We start from the raw sequence: 16,861 nt of genomic DNA on the forward strand, positions 1-16,861 counted from the left end.
GACGGCCATGCCGCCGACCGGCGACCCCCTCGCCCGCCGCTACCGGCGGCTGCTGATCGGCTATCCCCGCGACTGGCGTCGGGCCCGCGCCGACGAGGTGGTGGCGGTGCTCCTCGACACGGCCACGCCCGGCCGGACCCGGCCGACGACCCGCGAGGCGGTCAACCTGCTCCGGCACGGCCTCCGCGCCCGGCTGGGCCGCCCCGCCAGCCGTACCGTCGTGGCCTGGGCGACCCTCGCGGCCGTGATCTGCGGTCTCTTCACCGCGGCGCTCGCCACCTGGGCCGCCTGGCACACCGCGCGGCCCCTGCCCGACCGGGCGGCCGCCAGGGCGGTCGTCGCCGAGGTCCTACCGGGACACGAGGTCGGCGGCATCGATCCCGCCGCCGCGCTGTTCACCTTCTACAGCCAGCCATTGCGGGCCCGGAACCTCGATTCCCTGCTGCTCGGCGACGGCGGTGAGTACCAGCAGGCGTCGGTCACGGTCGCGGTGACGAGCGCGCCGACCCAGCGGCAGGAGGTGCTGGCGCTCGCCCGACGCCGGCTCGACGAGACGGGTTGGCGGACCTACCCGACGCACGTACGCCCCGACGTGACCTGCCGTGTCGACGGCTGCACGCCGACCGGCGCGGTGACGGAGATCGTCACGGCCCGCCGCGGTGACACCGCGCTGACGCTGACCGTGGCGCCCCGGCCGTCGATCGACGACACGTACGTCACCGTGGGGCTGTCCCGCGCGACCCCGACGGCCGTGCCGGTCGCGGCGGTGGCCGGTGGGCTGCTCGGTGCCGCCGCCGGCTGGCTGCTCTTCGGTTGGGTGAGCCGCCGCACCGAGCGACCGCACCCTGCCGCGGGCACCGTCACCGTGCTGTACGCGGCCACCATGCTGCTCTGGTGGGCGCCGGTGCTGCTGGCCGCCCCGTCGCTGTTCCGGCACCACCTCGGGGAGCCGCACCCGGTGTGGCACCCGCTCTGGGAATGGCTCGGGCAGCCGGCCCTCTCGCTCTTCTTCGTCGTCGGCGCCGGCTGCGCCCTCTGCGGGCTGGCGCTCGCCGCCCTGCCCCGCCGTGGCCCCCTCCCGTACGCCGCCGACCAGCACGAATTATTGGGGTGAGCAGGGCACGCACCCCCGCTACGGTGGCGCGATGCCCGATCTCCAGCGGCTCGACGCCCGCCACGCCGCCGCCCTGCTCGACTTCGAGCGGGAGAACCGGGCCTACTTCGCCCGGTTCGTGCCCGACCGGGGTGACGACTACTTCACCGGGTTCGCCGACCGCCTCGCCGAACTGCTCGCCGACCAGGCCGCCGGCCTGCTCCACTTCCACGTCCTCGTGGACGACGACGGGACCGTGCTGGGACGGTTCAACCTCGTGGACGTCCAGGACGGCGGCGCCGAGCTGGGCTACCGGGTGGCCGAGCGGGCGACCGGGCGCGGTGTGGCCACCGACGGGGTCCGCCGCGTCTGCGCGCTGGCCCTCGACACGTACGGGCTGCGCCGGCTGTACGCGTCGGCCACGCGGGACAACGCCGCCTCGCTCGCCGTGCTCCGGCGTACCGGATTCGTCCCGGTCGGCGAGGTCATGCTCCACCGTCCCGGGATCAGACACGTCCTCGACCTGACCGCCCCGAAGCCGTCGGTCTGACGACGCGTTCACCGCCGCGCGCGTTGCTTGTGCTTCGAGCGGGCGGTGAAGCGGGGACCGCCCGGGGCCCGGACGGCGGTCCGACGGCGCGGAGCGCGTCGGGGAAGCCAGCGGCGGAACGGGATGCGGGACAGCGTCACGAGCAGCCCCAGCAAAAGCATCGCGAACCCGGCCGCACCCAGCACGCCCTGCACACGACCCCGATGGCCGGAAAGCTGCCCGAAATCCGTCACGAAGTCGCGCGGGTCGGCGGGGTTCACCCAGATCGGCACCTCGTCGCCGTACGACCGGCACACCTCGACGCACGGGACCTCCTGCTCGTACGTCCGGCCGCCGATCTCGTACCGGAAGTACATCGTGGTGTTGTGCCGCTTCGTCACCCGGTCGTAGATGATCGCTCGCGTCGGCTCGCCGCCGGCCCGCAGCTCGGCGGTCCAGTCGTCGAGCGCGATCTGCGTGTGGATGGGCAGCCAGAGCAGCAGCCCGCCGACGCCCGCCAGCAGCAGACCGCCGACGGCCTGCCGGACGGGGGTGTCGAGCAGCCTGGTGAGTGCGGAGCGCATCCGGTCATCGTGCCGACCCGCCGCCACCCCGGCCGCCGCTACGCGGACCCGCCGGACGCCGGCCCGGTGACCGGCGACCTGCCGCTCCGTCGCTCGGGCGCGGTCCGGGTCGCTCCCGCGCTCACCCGAGGAACTTCGCCAGGATGCCCGCCAACGCCGCCGGCCGTTGCAGCACCGCGTGGTCCTCGCCGGCCATCACCACCAGTTCGGCGTCCGGCGCCGTCTCGGCCACCGCCCTCGTCGCCGCCGCCAGGCCCGGCGCGGTCCGGTCGCCGTAGACGGCCAGCACCGGAACGGCGACGCCGGCGATCCGGTCGCGCGGCAGCAGCTGCCAGGGCGTGCTGACCAGCACGTCGTACGGCAGGCTCGGCGCCTTGTCGACCAGGAACGACCATCCCTCGCCGGCCCTCATCCCGGCGATCGCCTCGGTCGGGACACCGACCACCTCGCCGAGGAACAACTCCACCGCACCGTCGTCGTCACCGGCCGCGACGAGCGCCCGGAGCCGGTCGTAGACGTCGGCCGGTGGCCTCGGCAGGCTCTCGTCGGCGCAGTACGACGGCTCGTAGACCGCTACCCGGTCGATCGGGAGGCCCCGCATGGCCCCCTCCAGCACCAGCACGGCACCGGACGAGTGGCCGAAGACCGACGCCCGCCCGCCGACGTGCCGGATGACCGCGGCCAGGTCGTCGACCTCGTTGGCGACCAGATAGTCGTCGGCCCTGTCGTCGCTGGCTCCCCGCCGGCGCCGGTCGTAGGTGACCACGGTGAACCCGGACGCGAGTTCGGCGCCGAGCGCCGCCACGGTCGAGCGGTCGTTGAAGGCGCCGCCCACGAGGATGACCGGCGCGCCCTGGCCGCTCGTGTCGACGGCGAGGGCGGTGCCGTCCCGGGAAACGACGGTCTCGGTCATGTCTCAGCCTCTCGCGTCCTCGGGGATCGGTGGGACAGCGGCGGATAATCCGCGCGCAGCCACCCTAGACAACGGCGGTACGCCGTCGCAGCCCGCGCGCCCACGCCGGGTCGTCAGGCCTGGCCGACGACGACTTTCGGATCGCGCTGACGCGGGGGCGGACGCAGAACTCGTTGCCGTCGGGATCGGCGAGGACCACCCACCGTGTCTACCCGCCTAGGCGGAGGGGGACGGGACCTCCAGTGGGCGGCCGGCGGCGTGTCGCGCGTCCGCGACGGCGACGCCGAGCAGCACGACGGCGGCGACGATGGCCGCGAGCAGCGGCGGCCCGAAGGCCAGCGGCGGCGCCAGCAGGACCAGCGCGCCGATGGCCACGAACCGGCGTACCGCGAGCCGGTTGAAGACGGCCCGTTCGAGCCGGATGCGGCCGAGCATGAAGATCGCCGGACCGCCGAGGATCGCGAGGAGCCAGGCCGGCTGGGTGCGCCCGCCCGGATGGGCCAGCACGATCTCCGCCCCCGCCGCGATGGCGACGATGCCGAGCACCATGAGTACGTGGGCGGAGCCGATGTTCCGGCCGAGCGTCGCCCGGTTCGACGACATCCCGACGGCCTGGGCCAGCACCTGACCGGCGCGGTAGAAGTAGATCCGCCACAGCAGCACGGACGACAGGAACGTGATCACCAGGGCGGTCGTGGCGGCGATCGTGGCGGGGTGGGCGGTGTAGGTGAGGCCGATCGACAGCACCGTCTCGCCGAGCGCGATCAGCAACAGCTGCTGGTACCGCCCGGGCAGATGTGCCGTGTCGGCCATCGCCCACGCGCTGGTGGGCACCCGGCGCATGCCGGGTACCGGCCAGCTGAACCGCGCGACGACCAGGTCGACGGTGATGGCGACCGACCACAGTGCCACCCGGTACGCGTCCCGCTCCGCCGCGCCCCAGAGCCAGAAGACCGCCGAGGCGGTGGACCAGATCGCCCGGCGGGTGTAGAGCGCCCGGATCGCCCCGTGCTCCCGCAGCATCGTCCGGAGCAGCAGCGGGCGCCCGATGTGCAGCAGCACGTACGGAACGGCGAAGGCGCCGCCGCGCGCGACGAACGCGTACGGCAGCGACGTCGTCATGATCAGCAGGCCGAACGCGCTCGCCAGGACCAGCAGTTGGATCCAGCGGTTGCGGAAGTCGAACCGGCTCGTGATGTGTGCGGTGGTCGTCCACAGCCAGAGCAGCGGCAGGGCCAGGACGACCGTGTACAGCAGCGACAGCCAGCGCAGACGCACGTTCTCGGAGAGGAGGTCCGGCACCACCCGGCTGACGACCCCGATCAGGGCGAAGACCAGCGCCAGGTCGAAGAACAGCTCCAGGAAGTTGGCCTGCCGGGTGTCCTCGTTACCGCGCAGGATGCCGCCCGCCTGTGCCGCCTCCGATGGTCGCCCCACCCGCCCATGGTCGCCGGGGCCCCTCCCTCCCGCCGCCGATTCGCCTGTTTCACCGGGATGCGGGTGGCTCGCGGCCGGCGACGTCGACGGGCCCGGGGCGGGTCGGCGAACAACCGATCCATGATCATGGAGGCATGAGCCAGTACTTCCAGGTCAATGACCTCGTCCTGTGGAACCCCTCCAACCGGGTGGCCGAGTTGTTCGTCCGTACCAGCGAGGCCGTCGCCCCACTGGTCGACGTGCCGACCGGCATCGGCCCCATGCGCGCCGACGACTACGAGATCGACCTCGACGTGTTCGTCGCCTTCGTGGACGCGCTGGTCGCGCAGTACCTGTCGTCGAGCCACGCGATCCTCAGGTCCCTGCTGGAAGGCTTCGTCGCCACCGCACTCGTGATGGTGGACCGGGCCGGCCGCACCGTGCCCTCGCTCCAGGCCACCGCCACGCTGGACCCGCGAGACGTCTCCGTGGGCCCCGGGGGGATCGCCCCGCTCGGCGACCCCAAGCGCCTGTACGAGCTCGCCCGCCGGCACGCCGCCGCGATGGCCCGCTGACCGCGGACCAGGGCTGATCCGGCGCCCCGCGCGCCGACCTGCGCCGTTCCCCGCGATCACCCCCGCCATCGAAATCGCTCGACCGGACGGCAGGGATGAGCCGATCATTACGCCAACTGCCAGCCCGGTCACGTGTCGGCCGCATCAGACAAGGACGTCTCGGTGAGCAACACGCCCCATCTCGGTCCGGTGCCCCAACGCATCACCGTCGACGCCGAGCTGGTGCGTCGACTCGTCGCCCACCAGTTCCCCCGGTGGGCCCACCTCCCGGTCGCGCCGGTGGCCGACGGCGGCTGGGACAACTGGACCTTCCACCTCGGCCCCGGGATGTCGGTGCGTCTGCCCAGCGCGGCCGAGTACGCCCTGGCCGTCGACAAGGAGCACCGGTGGCTGCCGGAACTCGCCCCCCGGCTTCCGCTGCCCATCCCCGTGCCGCTCGCGAAAGGGGAGCCCGGTGAGGGCTACCCGTACCCGTGGTCCGTCTACTCGTGGCTCGGCGGCGAACCCGCGAGCGCGGACCGCATCGCCGACCCCGTCCGGTTCGCCATCGACCTGGCCGAGTTCCTGTCGGCCCTACAGCGCATCGATCCCACCGGGGGTCCCCTTCCCGGGCAGCACAACTGGTACCGGGGCGGCACGCTGCGCACCTACCACCGGGACGTCCAGCGCGCCCTCGCGGCGCTGGACGGCCACGTCGACGTCGGCCTGGCCCGGGAGATCTGGACGGACGCGCTGGACGCGTCCTGGGACGGCACGCAGACCTGGTTCCACGGTGACGTGGCCCAGGGAAATCTCCTGCTCGACGACGGGAAACTGGCCGCCGTCATCGACTTCGGGACATGCGGTGTCGGCGATCCGGCGTGCGACATGGCCATCGCCTGGACGTTGTTGACCACCGAGGGCCGGCAGGCGTTCCGGGAGCGACTGGCCGTCGACGAGGGAACGTGGGCGCGTGGGCGCGGCTGGGCACTCTGGAAGACGCTCGCCGCCTGCGCCCGGACCGTGGGCCAGTCCGACGAACCGGCCGCAGTCGCACTGCGCGTCCTCGGTGTGATCTTCGACGAGTACGTGGCGGACGGCAGACGGCGGCAGTACCAGCCTTGATCGTTCCGGGACGGGTTTGCACGTCCGCCCTGCCCCGTGATCGGATGGTGGCAGCATCGCGTGCCGGTGGCGGGCTGCGTCAGGCATGGAGGTGCGGAACCGAAGGGCCGCCATCAGTGGCTTCCCACGACCGCGACCGTGCAGTCGCGCTCAGCCTGCAGCTCGCGCAGGCACATCAGGAACTGCGTCGCCAGATCGGCGAACTCAGGACCGGTCTGGGCCAGCACCGACCGGACGACGGCGTACTGGTGACCCATTGCCTGGCGTTCTGCGCCGCGTTGGCGTCGCATCACCGGGGCGAGGACACGGGCATGTTCGCCGAGCTGTTGCGGGAACGCCCCGACCTCGCGAAGACCGTCGCCAACCTCGTCGAGGACCACGAGATGATCGCGTCGATCCTGGCGCGGGTGGTCGAACTCGTCGACCGCGCCACGGGCTCCCACGGCCCGGCGCTGGAGGCGATCGGCCGTGAACTCGACGGACTGGCGGCGATCATGGAGTCGCACTTCAACTACGAGGAACGCGCGATCAGCGAGGCGCTGGACGCTGGGATACCGGACACGGGCTGGTCCGACCGGGTGTTCCGGTTCCGCGAGGGCGGGCACTGATCCCCGTCGAGGTCGCGGGAGCGGGGTGCCCGCGCGAGGCCGGCGTCGTCAGTCTGCCGGCACCGGCTCGGCGGGCCGCCCTGAGAAGAAGCGGACGATGTCGTCGGCCGCCGTGGCGGACAGCATCATGGCCTGGACTCGGGCGGACATCTCGGCGATCGGGTGGATCCTCGTGAACATCGCCTCCTCGTACGTCCGGATCGCCGTGTCGGGGTCGGCCGGGTGGGCGGCGAGTTCGGCCGCGAGTTCGGCGGCGTCGAGCATGGCCTGGTTCGCGCCCTCGCCGACCGGCGGCATGAGGTGCGCGGCGTCACCGATGAGGGTGATGCTCGGCTGGTGGGCCCAGCGGGTGCCGGTGGGCATCGCCTCGATCCTGCGCGGGGTCGGCGGGCCGTCGCCGGCTTCGATGAGCGCGGTGAGGCGGGGATCCCAGCCGTCGAACACGTCCAGCAGCGCCCGTGTGCTGCGGTAGGTGTCCAGGGGGCAACCGTCCGGGGGTAGGGAGATCCCGACCCGGATGCTGCCGTCGCCGAGGCGTTGCGCCGCCAGGATGCGGCGCACACCGATGCACCAGAGGTTCCCCGGGCCGACCAGCTCGGCGAGGTCCGGGTGGCGCCGGTCGGCGTCGCTGATGCTCAACTCGACCAGGGTGGCCACGGGGGACAGCGTCGTGTCGGTCAGCAGCGACCGGACGACCGAGCGTGCGCCGTCCGCGCCGACGAGGACGTCACAGTCGGCGCCGCGGCCGCCGTCGAACGTCAGCGCGAAGCCGCCGTCGGGGCGTGGCGTCGCCGCCACGAGCCGGTGCCGCCACCGGACAGCGCCCGCGGGAAGCGAGTCGAGCAGAAGATCACGCAGTGCGCCGCGGTCGATCTCGGGGCGTCCGGCGAAGGAGCCGGGGTCGGGCCTGTGGTGCACGAGGGTACGTCCGGCCGGGTCGAGGATGCGGTGCTCCTCGCCCTCCGGCCGCGCCTCGGACCGGAACCGGCCGGCGAGACCCGCCGCGGCCAGGGCCTTCTGCCCGGACTCCGGGTGCAGGTCGAGCGAGCCACCCTGCGATCGCGCGGTTCGGCTCGCCTCCCGCTCGTACACCACCGCGTCGATGCCGTGCCGGTGCAGGATCCGGGCCAGCGTCAGCCCACCGACGCCGCCGCCGGCGATCGCGATTCGCATCAACATCCCCCGTTACCGTACGCTGTATTCCATGGATACGCCGTACGGTAGCGCACCGCTGCCCGTCTGGGAACGGCCCGAGCCGCAGCCGCGGGCGGCGCCGGTGCCGCTGAGCCGCACGAAGATCGCCGCCACGGCGATCCGGATCGCCGACGCCCACGGCCTCGAAGGGCTGTCGGTACGCAAGATCGCCAAAGAACTCGGTGTCGGTCCGATGCGGCTCTACGACTACGTGACCAACAGGTCAGAACTGCTCGACCTGATGGTCGACGCCGTGTACGCCCAGATCGCCGAGGCCGCCGGCCAGCACCCCGAGTGGCGCGCCACGGTACTGGCCATCGTCCACCGGACCCGCGAGGCCGCTCTTGCCCACGAGTGGTTCGCCGACCTGCTCGGCGCCCGGCCGCACCTCGGACCTCACGCGCTCGCCGTGGGCGAGGCGACCGCGGCGGCGCTCAGCCAGGCCCCCGGCGTACGCGGTGTCGACGACCTCCAGCGGGCCCTGGGCGCCCTCAACGCGTTCATCGTCGGAGCCCTCCGCAGGGAGGTCACCGAGCGCCGCACCGCCCGTTCGACCGGCACCGACCTGGCCGCCTGGCAGGCCACCCACGGGCCCTACCTGACCCGCATGCTCGAAACCGGCCGCTACCCCACCGTCGCCCGACTCGTCATCGACGGCGCCCACCTCGACGCCGAGGAGACCTTCCACCACAACCTGACCACCATCCTGGACGGCATCACGAGCCGACCCCGCAGGTAACCCCCGGGCGTTTCTGCTCCCGACGTCGAACGGTGCGCTAGACAGCTTCGAGGACCAGGAACAGGTAGCACAGGATGTACCCCGAGGGGGAGGTCACGAGGTCGGGGAACGCCTCACGGGCACCGGGTGCGGGAGGTGGTTCGCTCATGACGGCGATCCGGAAGCCGGCCGCGACGAACTCGTTGGTGATCGCGTGCAGTGGTCGGTGCCAGTACGTCAGCACGGCGGGCTGGCCGTCGAACGTGTACTCCTCGGACCACTGTTCGGTGGCGAAGTAGTCGGCTTCGGGCCTGATCAGGTGGTAGACGAAGGGGTGGTTGACGGCCACGATGAGCCGGCCGCCGGGTACGAGCACGCGCCGCAGCTCGGCGAGCGGCGCCGTCCAGTCCTCGAGGTAGTGAAGGACCAGGCACACGACGACATCGTCGAACGCGGCGTCGGGGAACGGCAGAGGCTCGTCACCCAGACCGCCCTGATGCAGGGCCGCGCCATCGCCGAGCCGCTGCCGGGCCAGGTCCAGCATCTTGGCGCTCGGGTCGATGCCGGTCACGATGGCGCCACGATCGCGCAGTGCCGCGAGCAGGGGGCCGGCTCCGCAGCCGACGTCGAGGATCCGCCGCCCGGCCACGTCTCCCGCCAGGTCCAGCATCGCCGGCCGGGTGTAGTAGCCGTTGATGAGGTTGGACTCGGTCTCGGCCGCGTACGCCTCGGCGAAGCTGTCGTAGTCGTTGGCCAGAGTCTGGCCGGCGGGCCGGGAGGAGTGGTCAAGGTCAGGAGACATGCGGCCGATCCTGGCAGGTTCGCTCGCTCCGAGGTGCCCCGCGGCGCGATCGTGGAGCGGGTGCCGGGAATCGAACCCGCACTGTCGGCTGGAAGTTGCCGATCTGGCCGAATCGGCTGCTAGCGCCGCACGAAGATGAGGCAGGCCATAGCGGCCGCGATGGTGACAAAACCCGCTGCGTTCAGCGTTACCACGATCGGATGCGGAATCGACGGAAACTGCGCTGACGCTCCCAGGACGATAGTGACACCTACCAGTGCGAGCGAACTGCCTTTGCGCAACGGCAGCGGTGCGAAACTGGAACGTGGCCGCGGTACACGCCCCGTGACGATTATTCCGATGCCGAGAGCTATGGCGACGATGCCGAAAACCTCAAAGATCAGCAGCACGGCGACAGGGGGAGATGCTGACGGGGTGAGCACGGCGTGATCTTTACACGCCTGAATTCCAGCGGCTACCCCGACGGCGTGGCGAGATGGGCGGCGTTGGCTCGTGTTGGCCTCTGCGTCGGGCACGGATCGGGCACGCGATTGAGGGCGGCTGCCGTCCCGGGTGAGAGGCTGAACGCGTGGGACTGGACAAGGAGACGGCCGCGCGGCTTGCCGACGCACGTCTCGCTGAATGGCGACGCGTCGGCTATGGCGAGTGGTGCGCGATGCTCGACGACAAGGACGTACGCGAGGTCGTCGGCGAGGATGGCAAGCGGTACAGCGTGGTCAGCTACGCCCTTGACGATGGCGAAGGGCGCGTCCGCATGTCGGTGGCCGTGGACGACGGGGACTGGTCGGCGTTCGTGCCGCTGGTGCGCGACGAAATCATGGAGCCAAATGGCACCTTCGTCGAGTGACCTCTTCTGGTGAAAGAATGATCGATCGTCGGTCTTGAGCTGGGCCCCCGCCACTGAGCGGGGAATGGTCGAGTGGGAGCGGCTGCCCAGGCGTTGGCCTCGCACCCGCCACCGGCCGCGACCGGCCCGCCGCCCTGGCCGACGCCGCAATGTACCGGGTCCAGGGCCAGCCGCACCGGCGTCACCCTGTCCGACCCACGCAACACGGCCGGCGGCGGATCAAGAAGGGTCGGGATCGGGCGCGGCCAGCGCAAGAGGCGGTAGCAACGATCAAGGCCCCAGCCAGGAAGCCTGTCCTGAGCTGGGGCCTCACGTTGGAGCGGGTGACGGGAATCGAACCCGCACTGTCAGCTTGGGAAGCTGATGTTCTGCCATTGAACTACACCCGCAGGCGGGACCACTGTACCTGAGTCACCAGCCACGTGCACCCAGGTACCCCCTTGGCTGTGGCCGCGTGCCGGCCCGCCGGCCGCCGCCACCCCGCCCAGGAAACTTCCACCACGACAACCTATGGGCGTTCTCAAATCTGTCGATCGGTTGTAACGTCTGCCACACGTTCTCAGCCACGGCGCGACACATCCCCCGGTCGCGCCGCCAGAAAGAGGTGGGCCCATGGGACTTCGTCCCCACCTGCTGACCCGGCGTACCGCCGGTGTCGCGTCGACGACCCTCGCGCTGCTGCTCAGCACCGCCGCGGTGGGTGTCGTTCCGGCCGCGTCGGCCTTCTCCGCCGCCCCGGCGGGCACCTGCGTCGAGCCGGCCGACGTCCACGCCGACGCTCGGATCAAGGCGGGCGGCATCGCCCGCCACGAACCCAACGAGCTGACGGCGCAGCAGGTCAAGGAGCGGGAGGCGGACCTGGCGGCCGCGCTGCGGGAGCGTGCGAGCCGGCAGAGCGCCACGGTGGCACCGCTCGCCACGGTCACCATCCCCGTGGTCGTGCACGTGATCCAGGAGGACAGCACCCGGGCCGGCGGCAACATCCCCGACTCGATGATCAGCAACCAGATCAGCGTGCTGAACCAGGCATACAGCGGCGCGACCGGCGGCGCACCGACCGCCTTCGCCTTCCAGCTCCAGAAGATCAACCGGGTCACCAACCCCGCGTGGTACCCGATCGTGCAGGGCTCGTCCGCGGAGCGGTCGATGAAGTCGTCGCTGCGTGAGGGCGGCAAGAACGTCCTCAACATGTACCTCGGCGAGCTGAGCGACGACCTGCTCGGCTGGGCGACCTTCCCGCAGCGGCGGCTGAACAGCATGGACGGCGTGGTCGTGCTCAACGAGTCGCTGCCCGGCGGCACCGCCACGAACTACAACCAGGGCGACACCGCCACGCACGAGGTCGGCCACTGGCTGAACCTCTACCACACCTTCCAGGGCGGCTGCTCCGGCTCCGGTGACAGCGTCAGCGACACCCCGGCCGAGGCGTCGCCGGCGTACCAGTGCCCGACCGGCCGGGACACGTGCAGCGCGCCCGGCCTGGACCCGATCACCAACTTCATGGACTACACGTACGACTCGTGCATGTACCAGTTCACCCCTGGGCAGGCGAGCCGCATGCTGACCGCGTGGAACGCCTACCGCGCGGCCTGACCTTCCGCGTACCGCCGGTGCCGGCCCCATGGCGAGGGGGCCGGCACCGGCTTCTTTCTCTCCCCAGGACGTGTCAGGCGGCCGAGCGGTGGGGTTCGCGGCGGGCGGGGCGCGTCTGCCGTACCGGCGTCGGCCCGGCCCGACGGCCCGGCGCCCGCGGGTCGAGCCAGACCTGCACGGCCGGACGGCCGTGCCCCTCGCCCGGCCCTCCAGCGGTGCCCGAGTCGCGCCGCGCCAGCATGGCCACGTCGACGGTGAACTCGAACAGCCGCCAGTCGACGTGCGGAGCGGCCCCGGCGCGGGCCGCGAGCCGGGCCACCCGGCCCTGGTCGGTGACCGGCAGGGCCTGGCCGGCCACGTAGGCCTCGTCGTCGCTCTCCTCCGGCGGGAAGGAGTGCAGGGCGTAGCGCCCGTCGCGCTCCAGGTCGCGCCGCTTGGGCGAGTCGATGATGAAGCAGAACAGCCCTTCATCGGTGATCACCGGAGACACCGGGTGCACCCGGGGCCCGCCGTCGGCGCGGACCGTGGCCAGATAGCCGAAGCCCGGACCGTACTGCTGCAGGAGAATGCGGATCCCGTCGGCGAGCCGGGGCTCGTCAGCGGCGAATTCGGACCAGGAAGCCATGCCGGCATTCTATCGAACAAATGTACGAGGAGCGACCGCGACGCGCTGGTCACCGGCACCGGGATCGAGCCGGCGAGGCGCGCCTCGCTATGGTGGTGCGATGCTGCTCTCCGACCGCGACCTGGTCTCCGAGATCAAGGCCGGCACGCTCGGGCTGGAGCCGTTCGAGCCCACCCTGGTGCAGCCGTCGAGCATCGACGTACGCCTCGACCGGCTCTTCCGGGTCTTCAACAACCACCTCTACACGCACATCGACCCGGCGCGGCAGCAGGACGACCTGACCTCCGTGGTCGAGGTCCCCGACGGGGAGCCGTTCGTGCTGCACCCGGGCGAGTTCGTGCTCGCCTCGACGCTCGAGGTGATCTCGCTCGGTGACCAGCTCGCCGGCCGCCTGGAGGGGAAGTCGAGTCTGGGCCGGCTCGGCCTGCTCACCCACTCCACCGCGGGCTTCATCGACCCCGGCTTCTCCGGCCACGTGACGCTGGAACTGTCGAACGTGGCCAACCTGCCGATCACGCTCTGGCCCGGCATGAAGATCGGTCAGCTCTGCATCTTCCGGCTCTCGTCGCCGGCCGAGCACCCGTACGGATCGGCCGTGTACGGCTCGCGCTACCAGGGTCAGCGTGGCCCCACACCGAGCCGCGCCTGGCAGAACTGGCGTACCTGGCCGACCCGCTGAGCCGGACCCCGGGGCGGCGGCGAGGCACCACGGGTCGCCCCTGACGAGAGGGGTCCCTTCCCGGCGCATGCGCCGGGAAGGGACCCCTCCTTCGTGCGTCAGCCGGGGCGGCCGAAGCTGTGGATCGGCCCGTCGTCGACCTTCTTCATCTTGACCGGCACTCCGGCCTGGGAGGCGTGCACCACCCAGCCGCCACCGACGTACATGCCGACGTGGTGCAGGTCGCTGTAGTAGAAGACGAGGTCACCGGGGCGCAGGTCGCCGCGGCTCACGGTCTTGGTGACCCGGCGCTGCTGGGCGGCGTTGTGGGGCAGCGAGACCCCGGCCTTGGCCCAGGCCGCGAGCACGAGGCCGGAGCAGTCGTACGAGTCGGGGCCGTCGGCACCCCAGACGTAGGGCTTGCCGATCTGGGCGCAGGCGAACTTCACGGCCACGCCGGCGGCGCCACCCGGGTAGGTGGCCGGGCACGGGGCGGGTCGCAGCGGTCCGGCGCCGCCGTTGCCGTACACCTTGATCCGCAGCTTCTGCAGCCGGTCGATCTCGGCGTTGATCTGCTTCTTCTTGGCCGCGAGCTGGGCCTCGGTCCGGGTCAGCTGGGCCACCAGGGTGTCCAGCGGCTCCTTCTGCCGGACCAGCTCGTCGCGCAGCTGCGCGACCTGCTGGACGTCCTTCTGCTGCGTCTGGGCGAACCGGTCGAGCAGCTCCAGCTGGCCCATCAGTTCGCTGGGGCTCCGGCTGCCGAGCATGGCGTTCACCGTGGACAGGTTCTCGCCCTTGTACGCCCGCGCCGCGAGGGCGCCGACCTTGTCCATGGCCTGGTCGACCTGGACCTGGAGGGGCTTGATCCGCTTGGCCAGGGCGTCGGCCTGCTTGCGCTTGGCGGCCAGCTCCTGGCGGGTGGCGTTGTGCTTCTCGATGACCGGCTCGAGCTTGTTCCAGTCCTCATCGATCTGGCGTTCGATCTCGGCGACCGACGGGTCGGCGTGCGCCGCGGTGACGCCGCCGGTCAGGACGACGGCGACGCCGACGAGGGCGGCGAGGGCGGTGGTGAAGCGGGACCAGCGTGGACGCGGCACACCCGTCGCACGGTCGGCGCGCGCCGACCGGTTCGACGGAGGCCGCGGGGCATGGTGGGCCACCGGGCTCCGTACTCCTTCTTCCCTGACCGCCTACCGGGTTAGCTGACGGGTTCGGGCGGGAAGGGAGGCGCCCTACCGCATCGCTGCGGATTCACCCCGGAAACCTGGGTCCCCGGCTCGCTCCCGAGAGCGACTCGGCGGTGTCGGACCGTTACCGCCCGGGTGGACGGACCTGCTGCCGGCCGACGATTGACCAGACTAGAGAGGCGCGTTATCGATTCGCAACCCGTCAGGCCGTGACACTCCGTACGCGACACGGCCGACCGCACCCACGGTGCGACGCCGTAGATTTTCTTCTTCAAACCTCGATAGATGGAAAGGTATTGACCTGAACGCGGCGTCGGAGTGAAGGTGGGCCCACCTGCACCCGTCCTTCACTGGGGGGTTCGATGCACCGATCAGCCATGTCGAGAAGCCGGCGGGCGCTGCTCGCCGCCGCGGTGGTGGCCGCCGCCGCGGCCGTACCGCTCACCGGCGGCCCGGCCGGCGCCGCGCCACCCGCCGGGGCCGCTCCCGTCGACGACCGGCAGCAGCAGTACGCCGCCGCGGCGGCCGAGTACGGCGTACCCGAGAGCGTCCTGCTGGGCGTGTCCTACCTGGAGTCCAGGTGGGACACCCACGCCGGCGCGCCCAGCACCAGCGGCGGCTACGGCCCGCTGCACCTCACCGACGCCGCCCACGTCGCGGCGCTGCCCGCCAGCCACCACGTGGACGAGGGCGAGGACCCGCGCGGCGACACGTCCCGCCCGATGACGGTCACCACGCCCGCCGTCGCCTCGTCGGCCGACGGGCCGGACGCCGCGTCACTGCGGACCATCCAGGCCGCCGCCACGCTCACCGGCGCCGACGTCGAGGCCCTGCGCTCCGACCCGGCCACGAACATCCGCGGCGGGGCGGCGCTGCTCGCCGCGTACCAGAGGGAGCTGGGCGGACCCGTCGGCGCCGGGACCGACCCGGGCGCCTGGTACGGGGCGGTGGCCCGCTACTCGGGCGCCGACACGGAGGAGACCGCGGCCGCGTTCGCCGACGAGGTGTACGCGCAGATCCGTGAGGGCGCGAGCCGGCGGACCGACGACGGCCACCAGGTGACCCTGGCCGCGCGGGCGGTGAGCCCGCGGGAGGACGCCCTGCACCGGCTCGGGCTGCGCCGCGCGGAGCGGCCCGACGGGCTGGAGTGCCCGGTCGGCCTCGGGTGCGAGTGGATCCCGGCGCCGTACGAGCAGTACGGCCCGGGCGCCGGCGACTACGGCAACCACGACCTGGGCAACCGGCCGGCCCAGCAGAAGATCGAGTACATCGTCATCCACGACACGGAGGGCTACTACGGCCCCAGCGTCGGCCTCGTGCAGCAGGCCGACTACCTCGGCTGGCACTACACGCTGCGCTCGGTCGACGGCCACGTCGCCCAGCACATCAAGGCCAAGGACGTCGGCTGGCAGGCCGGCAACTGGTACGTCAACGCGAAGTCCATCGGCATCGAGCACGAGGGCTTCGCCGGGCACGGCACCTGGTACACCGAGGCGATGTACCGCACCTCGGCCAAGCTGGTCCGGTACCTCGCGCACAAGTTCAACATCCCGCTGGACCGCCAGCACATCATCGGGCACGACAACGTCCCCGGCACGGTGGCGTCGACGGTGGCCGGCATGCACTGGGACCCGGGCCCGTACTGGGACTGGTCGCACTACTTCGACCTGCTCAAGGCGCCGTTCCGGACCACCGGCACGAAGCGGACCGGCCTCGTCACCATCGACCCGGACTTCGCCGCCAACCGGCCGGCCTTCTACGGCTGCAACCAGCAGCCGCCGGGCGTGCCGGACCCGCCGCCGCCGGCCGAGCCCTGCCCGCTGCGCGGATCCTCCGCCGTGATCCTGCACAGCGCGCCGAGCCACGACGCGCCGCTGGTGAACGACCTCGGCGAGCGCCCGGACGGGTCGCCGGACACGATGTACATCTCCGACCACGGCGCCCGCGCCTCCGCCGGGCAGACGTACGCGGTGGCCGAGGTACGCGGCGACTGGACGGCCATCTGGTACCTCGGGCAGAAGGCGTGGTTCCACAACCCGCCCTCGGCGCCGACGGCGAAGTGGGCCACCGGGTTCGTGGTGACGCCGAAGCCGGGTAAGGCGACGATCCCCGTCTACGGCCGGGCGTACCCCGAGCAGGACGCGTACCCGTCCGGCGTGCCGTACCAGACGATCTCTCCGTTGCAGTACACGTTCCCCGCCGGCCAGCGGTACGCCGTCGGCGGCATCCTGCCGAGCGAGTACTACCGTGCCGTCACGTTCGACGGCTCGTCCCCCGGCGACTGGACGGTCGTGCGGGGTGACCTGCGGTACGTCCAGGTCCAGTTCGGCCACCGCATCATGTACGTCAACCTCGACGACGTGCTGGTGCTCCCGTCACCGGTGGGCGCCCCCCGGTAGCGCGAAACGCGAGGGC

19 protein-coding genes, 1 tRNA gene and 1 riboswitch are annotated in these 16,861 nt (G+C 71.9%); of the genes, 10 read left to right on the forward strand and 10 right to left on the reverse strand.

What is annotated here, in order from left to right:
- The first annotated feature begins 7 nt into the window (after positions 1 to 7).
- Both OG994_RS24210 and OG994_RS24215 read left to right on the forward strand, forming a co-directional pair.
- Complete coding sequence (locus OG994_RS24210; RefSeq protein WP_328851073.1) at positions 8 to 1,114, forward strand: hypothetical protein; 1,107 nt, start codon at positions 8 to 10, stop codon at positions 1,112 to 1,114.
- A gap of 31 nt (positions 1,115 to 1,145) precedes the next feature.
- Complete coding sequence (locus OG994_RS24215; RefSeq protein ID WP_120328226.1) at positions 1,146 to 1,643, forward strand: GNAT family N-acetyltransferase; 498 nt, start codon at positions 1,146 to 1,148, stop codon at positions 1,641 to 1,643.
- 8 nt (positions 1,644 to 1,651) lie between these two features.
- Here the strand turns inward: OG994_RS24215 and OG994_RS24220 are convergent, their stop codons facing one another.
- The 3 genes from OG994_RS24220 to OG994_RS24230 all read right to left on the reverse strand — a co-directional run bounded on the left by OG994_RS24220 (position 1,652) and on the right by OG994_RS24230 (position 4,556).
- Positions 1,652 to 2,206: a DUF3592 domain-containing protein gene (locus OG994_RS24220; RefSeq protein ID WP_328851074.1), complete on the reverse strand. Its 555-nt coding sequence runs from the start codon at positions 2,204 to 2,206 to the stop codon at positions 1,652 to 1,654.
- A 121-nt stretch (positions 2,207 to 2,327) separates the two neighbouring features.
- The gene (locus OG994_RS24225) at positions 2,328 to 3,119 is read right to left on the reverse strand and encodes an alpha/beta fold hydrolase (protein ID WP_120328228.1); all 792 of its coding nucleotides are present in this window, start codon (positions 3,117 to 3,119) and stop codon (positions 2,328 to 2,330) included.
- Between the two features lie 216 nt (positions 3,120 to 3,335).
- Positions 3,336 to 4,556, reverse strand: a complete 1,221-nt coding sequence (locus OG994_RS24230; protein WP_158610092.1) for a low temperature requirement protein A — start codon at positions 4,554 to 4,556, stop codon at positions 3,336 to 3,338.
- Positions 4,557 to 4,690: 134 nt separating this feature from the next.
- On the opposite strand from OG994_RS24230, the gene OG994_RS24235 reads away from it, so the two are divergent.
- Positions 4,691 to 5,110, forward strand: a complete 420-nt coding sequence (locus tag OG994_RS24235) for a DUF6086 family protein (RefSeq protein ID WP_328851075.1) — start codon at positions 4,691 to 4,693, stop codon at positions 5,108 to 5,110.
- Positions 5,111 to 5,272: 162 nt separating this feature from the next.
- A complete protein-coding gene (locus OG994_RS24240) occupies positions 5,273 to 6,214 on the forward strand; it encodes an aminoglycoside phosphotransferase family protein (protein WP_328851076.1) in 942 nt (313 codons plus the stop codon).
- 113 nt (positions 6,215 to 6,327) lie between these two features.
- Here the strand turns inward: OG994_RS24240 and OG994_RS24245 are convergent, their stop codons facing one another.
- On the reverse strand, positions 6,328 to 6,471 hold the full coding sequence (locus tag OG994_RS24245) for a hypothetical protein (RefSeq protein ID WP_328853847.1): 144 nt from the start codon (positions 6,469 to 6,471) through the stop codon (positions 6,328 to 6,330).
- On the opposite strand from OG994_RS24245, the gene OG994_RS24250 reads away from it, so the two are divergent.
- Entirely contained in the window at positions 6,430 to 6,822 is a 393-nt protein-coding gene (locus OG994_RS24250) for a hemerythrin domain-containing protein (protein WP_328853784.1), read from the forward strand. The genes OG994_RS24245 and OG994_RS24250 overlap by 42 nt on opposite strands.
- A 48-nt stretch (positions 6,823 to 6,870) precedes the next feature.
- On the opposite strand, the gene OG994_RS24255 is transcribed toward OG994_RS24250, so the two are convergent.
- Positions 6,871 to 8,001 carry an FAD-dependent oxidoreductase gene (locus OG994_RS24255; protein WP_328851077.1) on the reverse strand — a complete coding sequence of 377 codons (1,131 nt, stop codon included), beginning with the start codon at positions 7,999 to 8,001 and terminating at the stop codon, positions 6,871 to 6,873.
- Positions 8,002 to 8,026: 25 nt separating this feature from the next.
- Here OG994_RS24255 and OG994_RS24260 point away from each other — a divergent pair, with 25 nt between their 5' ends.
- Entirely contained in the window at positions 8,027 to 8,755 is a 729-nt protein-coding gene (locus OG994_RS24260) for a TetR/AcrR family transcriptional regulator (protein ID WP_328851078.1), read from the forward strand.
- 37 nt (positions 8,756 to 8,792) lie between these two features.
- Here the strand turns inward: OG994_RS24260 and OG994_RS24265 are convergent, their stop codons facing one another.
- Both OG994_RS24265 and OG994_RS24270 read right to left on the reverse strand, forming a co-directional pair.
- Complete coding sequence (locus OG994_RS24265) at positions 8,793 to 9,536, reverse strand: class I SAM-dependent methyltransferase (RefSeq protein WP_328851079.1); 744 nt, start codon at positions 9,534 to 9,536, stop codon at positions 8,793 to 8,795.
- 119 nt (positions 9,537 to 9,655) lie between these two features.
- The gene (locus tag OG994_RS24270; protein ID WP_147427241.1) at positions 9,656 to 9,925 is read right to left on the reverse strand and encodes a hypothetical protein; all 270 of its coding nucleotides are present in this window, start codon (positions 9,923 to 9,925) and stop codon (positions 9,656 to 9,658) included.
- Between the two features lie 179 nt (positions 9,926 to 10,104).
- Between OG994_RS24270 and OG994_RS24275 the strand changes: the two genes are divergently transcribed.
- On the forward strand, positions 10,105 to 10,383 hold the full coding sequence (locus tag OG994_RS24275; RefSeq protein ID WP_328851080.1) for a hypothetical protein: 279 nt from the start codon (positions 10,105 to 10,107) through the stop codon (positions 10,381 to 10,383).
- A 315-nt stretch (positions 10,384 to 10,698) separates the two neighbouring features.
- On the opposite strand, the gene OG994_RS24280 is transcribed toward OG994_RS24275, so the two are convergent.
- Positions 10,699 to 10,772: transfer RNA gene (locus OG994_RS24280), tRNA-Gly, on the reverse strand.
- Between the two features lie 223 nt (positions 10,773 to 10,995).
- On the opposite strand from OG994_RS24280, the gene OG994_RS24285 reads away from it, so the two are divergent.
- The gene (locus tag OG994_RS24285) at positions 10,996 to 11,976 is read left to right on the forward strand and encodes a zinc metalloprotease (RefSeq protein WP_328851081.1); all 981 of its coding nucleotides are present in this window, start codon (positions 10,996 to 10,998) and stop codon (positions 11,974 to 11,976) included.
- 73 nt (positions 11,977 to 12,049) lie between these two features.
- On the opposite strand, the gene OG994_RS24290 is transcribed toward OG994_RS24285, so the two are convergent.
- Entirely contained in the window at positions 12,050 to 12,601 is a 552-nt protein-coding gene (locus OG994_RS24290; RefSeq protein ID WP_120328237.1) for a pyridoxamine 5'-phosphate oxidase family protein, read from the reverse strand.
- 100 nt (positions 12,602 to 12,701) lie between these two features.
- Here OG994_RS24290 and dcd point away from each other — a divergent pair, with 100 nt between their 5' ends.
- Positions 12,702 to 13,280: a dCTP deaminase gene (dcd, locus tag OG994_RS24295; RefSeq protein WP_120328238.1), complete on the forward strand. Its 579-nt coding sequence runs from the start codon at positions 12,702 to 12,704 to the stop codon at positions 13,278 to 13,280.
- A gap of 98 nt (positions 13,281 to 13,378) precedes the next feature.
- On the opposite strand, the gene OG994_RS24300 is transcribed toward dcd, so the two are convergent.
- Entirely contained in the window at positions 13,379 to 14,356 is a 978-nt protein-coding gene (locus OG994_RS24300) for a C40 family peptidase (RefSeq protein ID WP_328851082.1), read from the reverse strand.
- Between the two features lie 75 nt (positions 14,357 to 14,431).
- A riboswitch (cyclic di-AMP (ydaO/yuaA leader) is annotated at positions 14,432 to 14,569 on the reverse strand.
- Positions 14,570 to 14,823: 254 nt separating this feature from the next.
- Between OG994_RS24300 and OG994_RS24305 the strand changes: the two genes are divergently transcribed.
- Complete coding sequence (locus OG994_RS24305; RefSeq protein ID WP_328851083.1) at positions 14,824 to 16,845, forward strand: N-acetylmuramoyl-L-alanine amidase; 2,022 nt, start codon at positions 14,824 to 14,826, stop codon at positions 16,843 to 16,845.
- Positions 16,846 to 16,861 lie beyond the last annotated feature (16 nt).

The sequence above is a fragment of the Micromonospora globbae genome (assembly GCF_036184225.1).
Classification (GTDB): domain Bacteria; phylum Actinomycetota; class Actinomycetes; order Mycobacteriales; family Micromonosporaceae; genus Micromonospora; species Micromonospora globbae.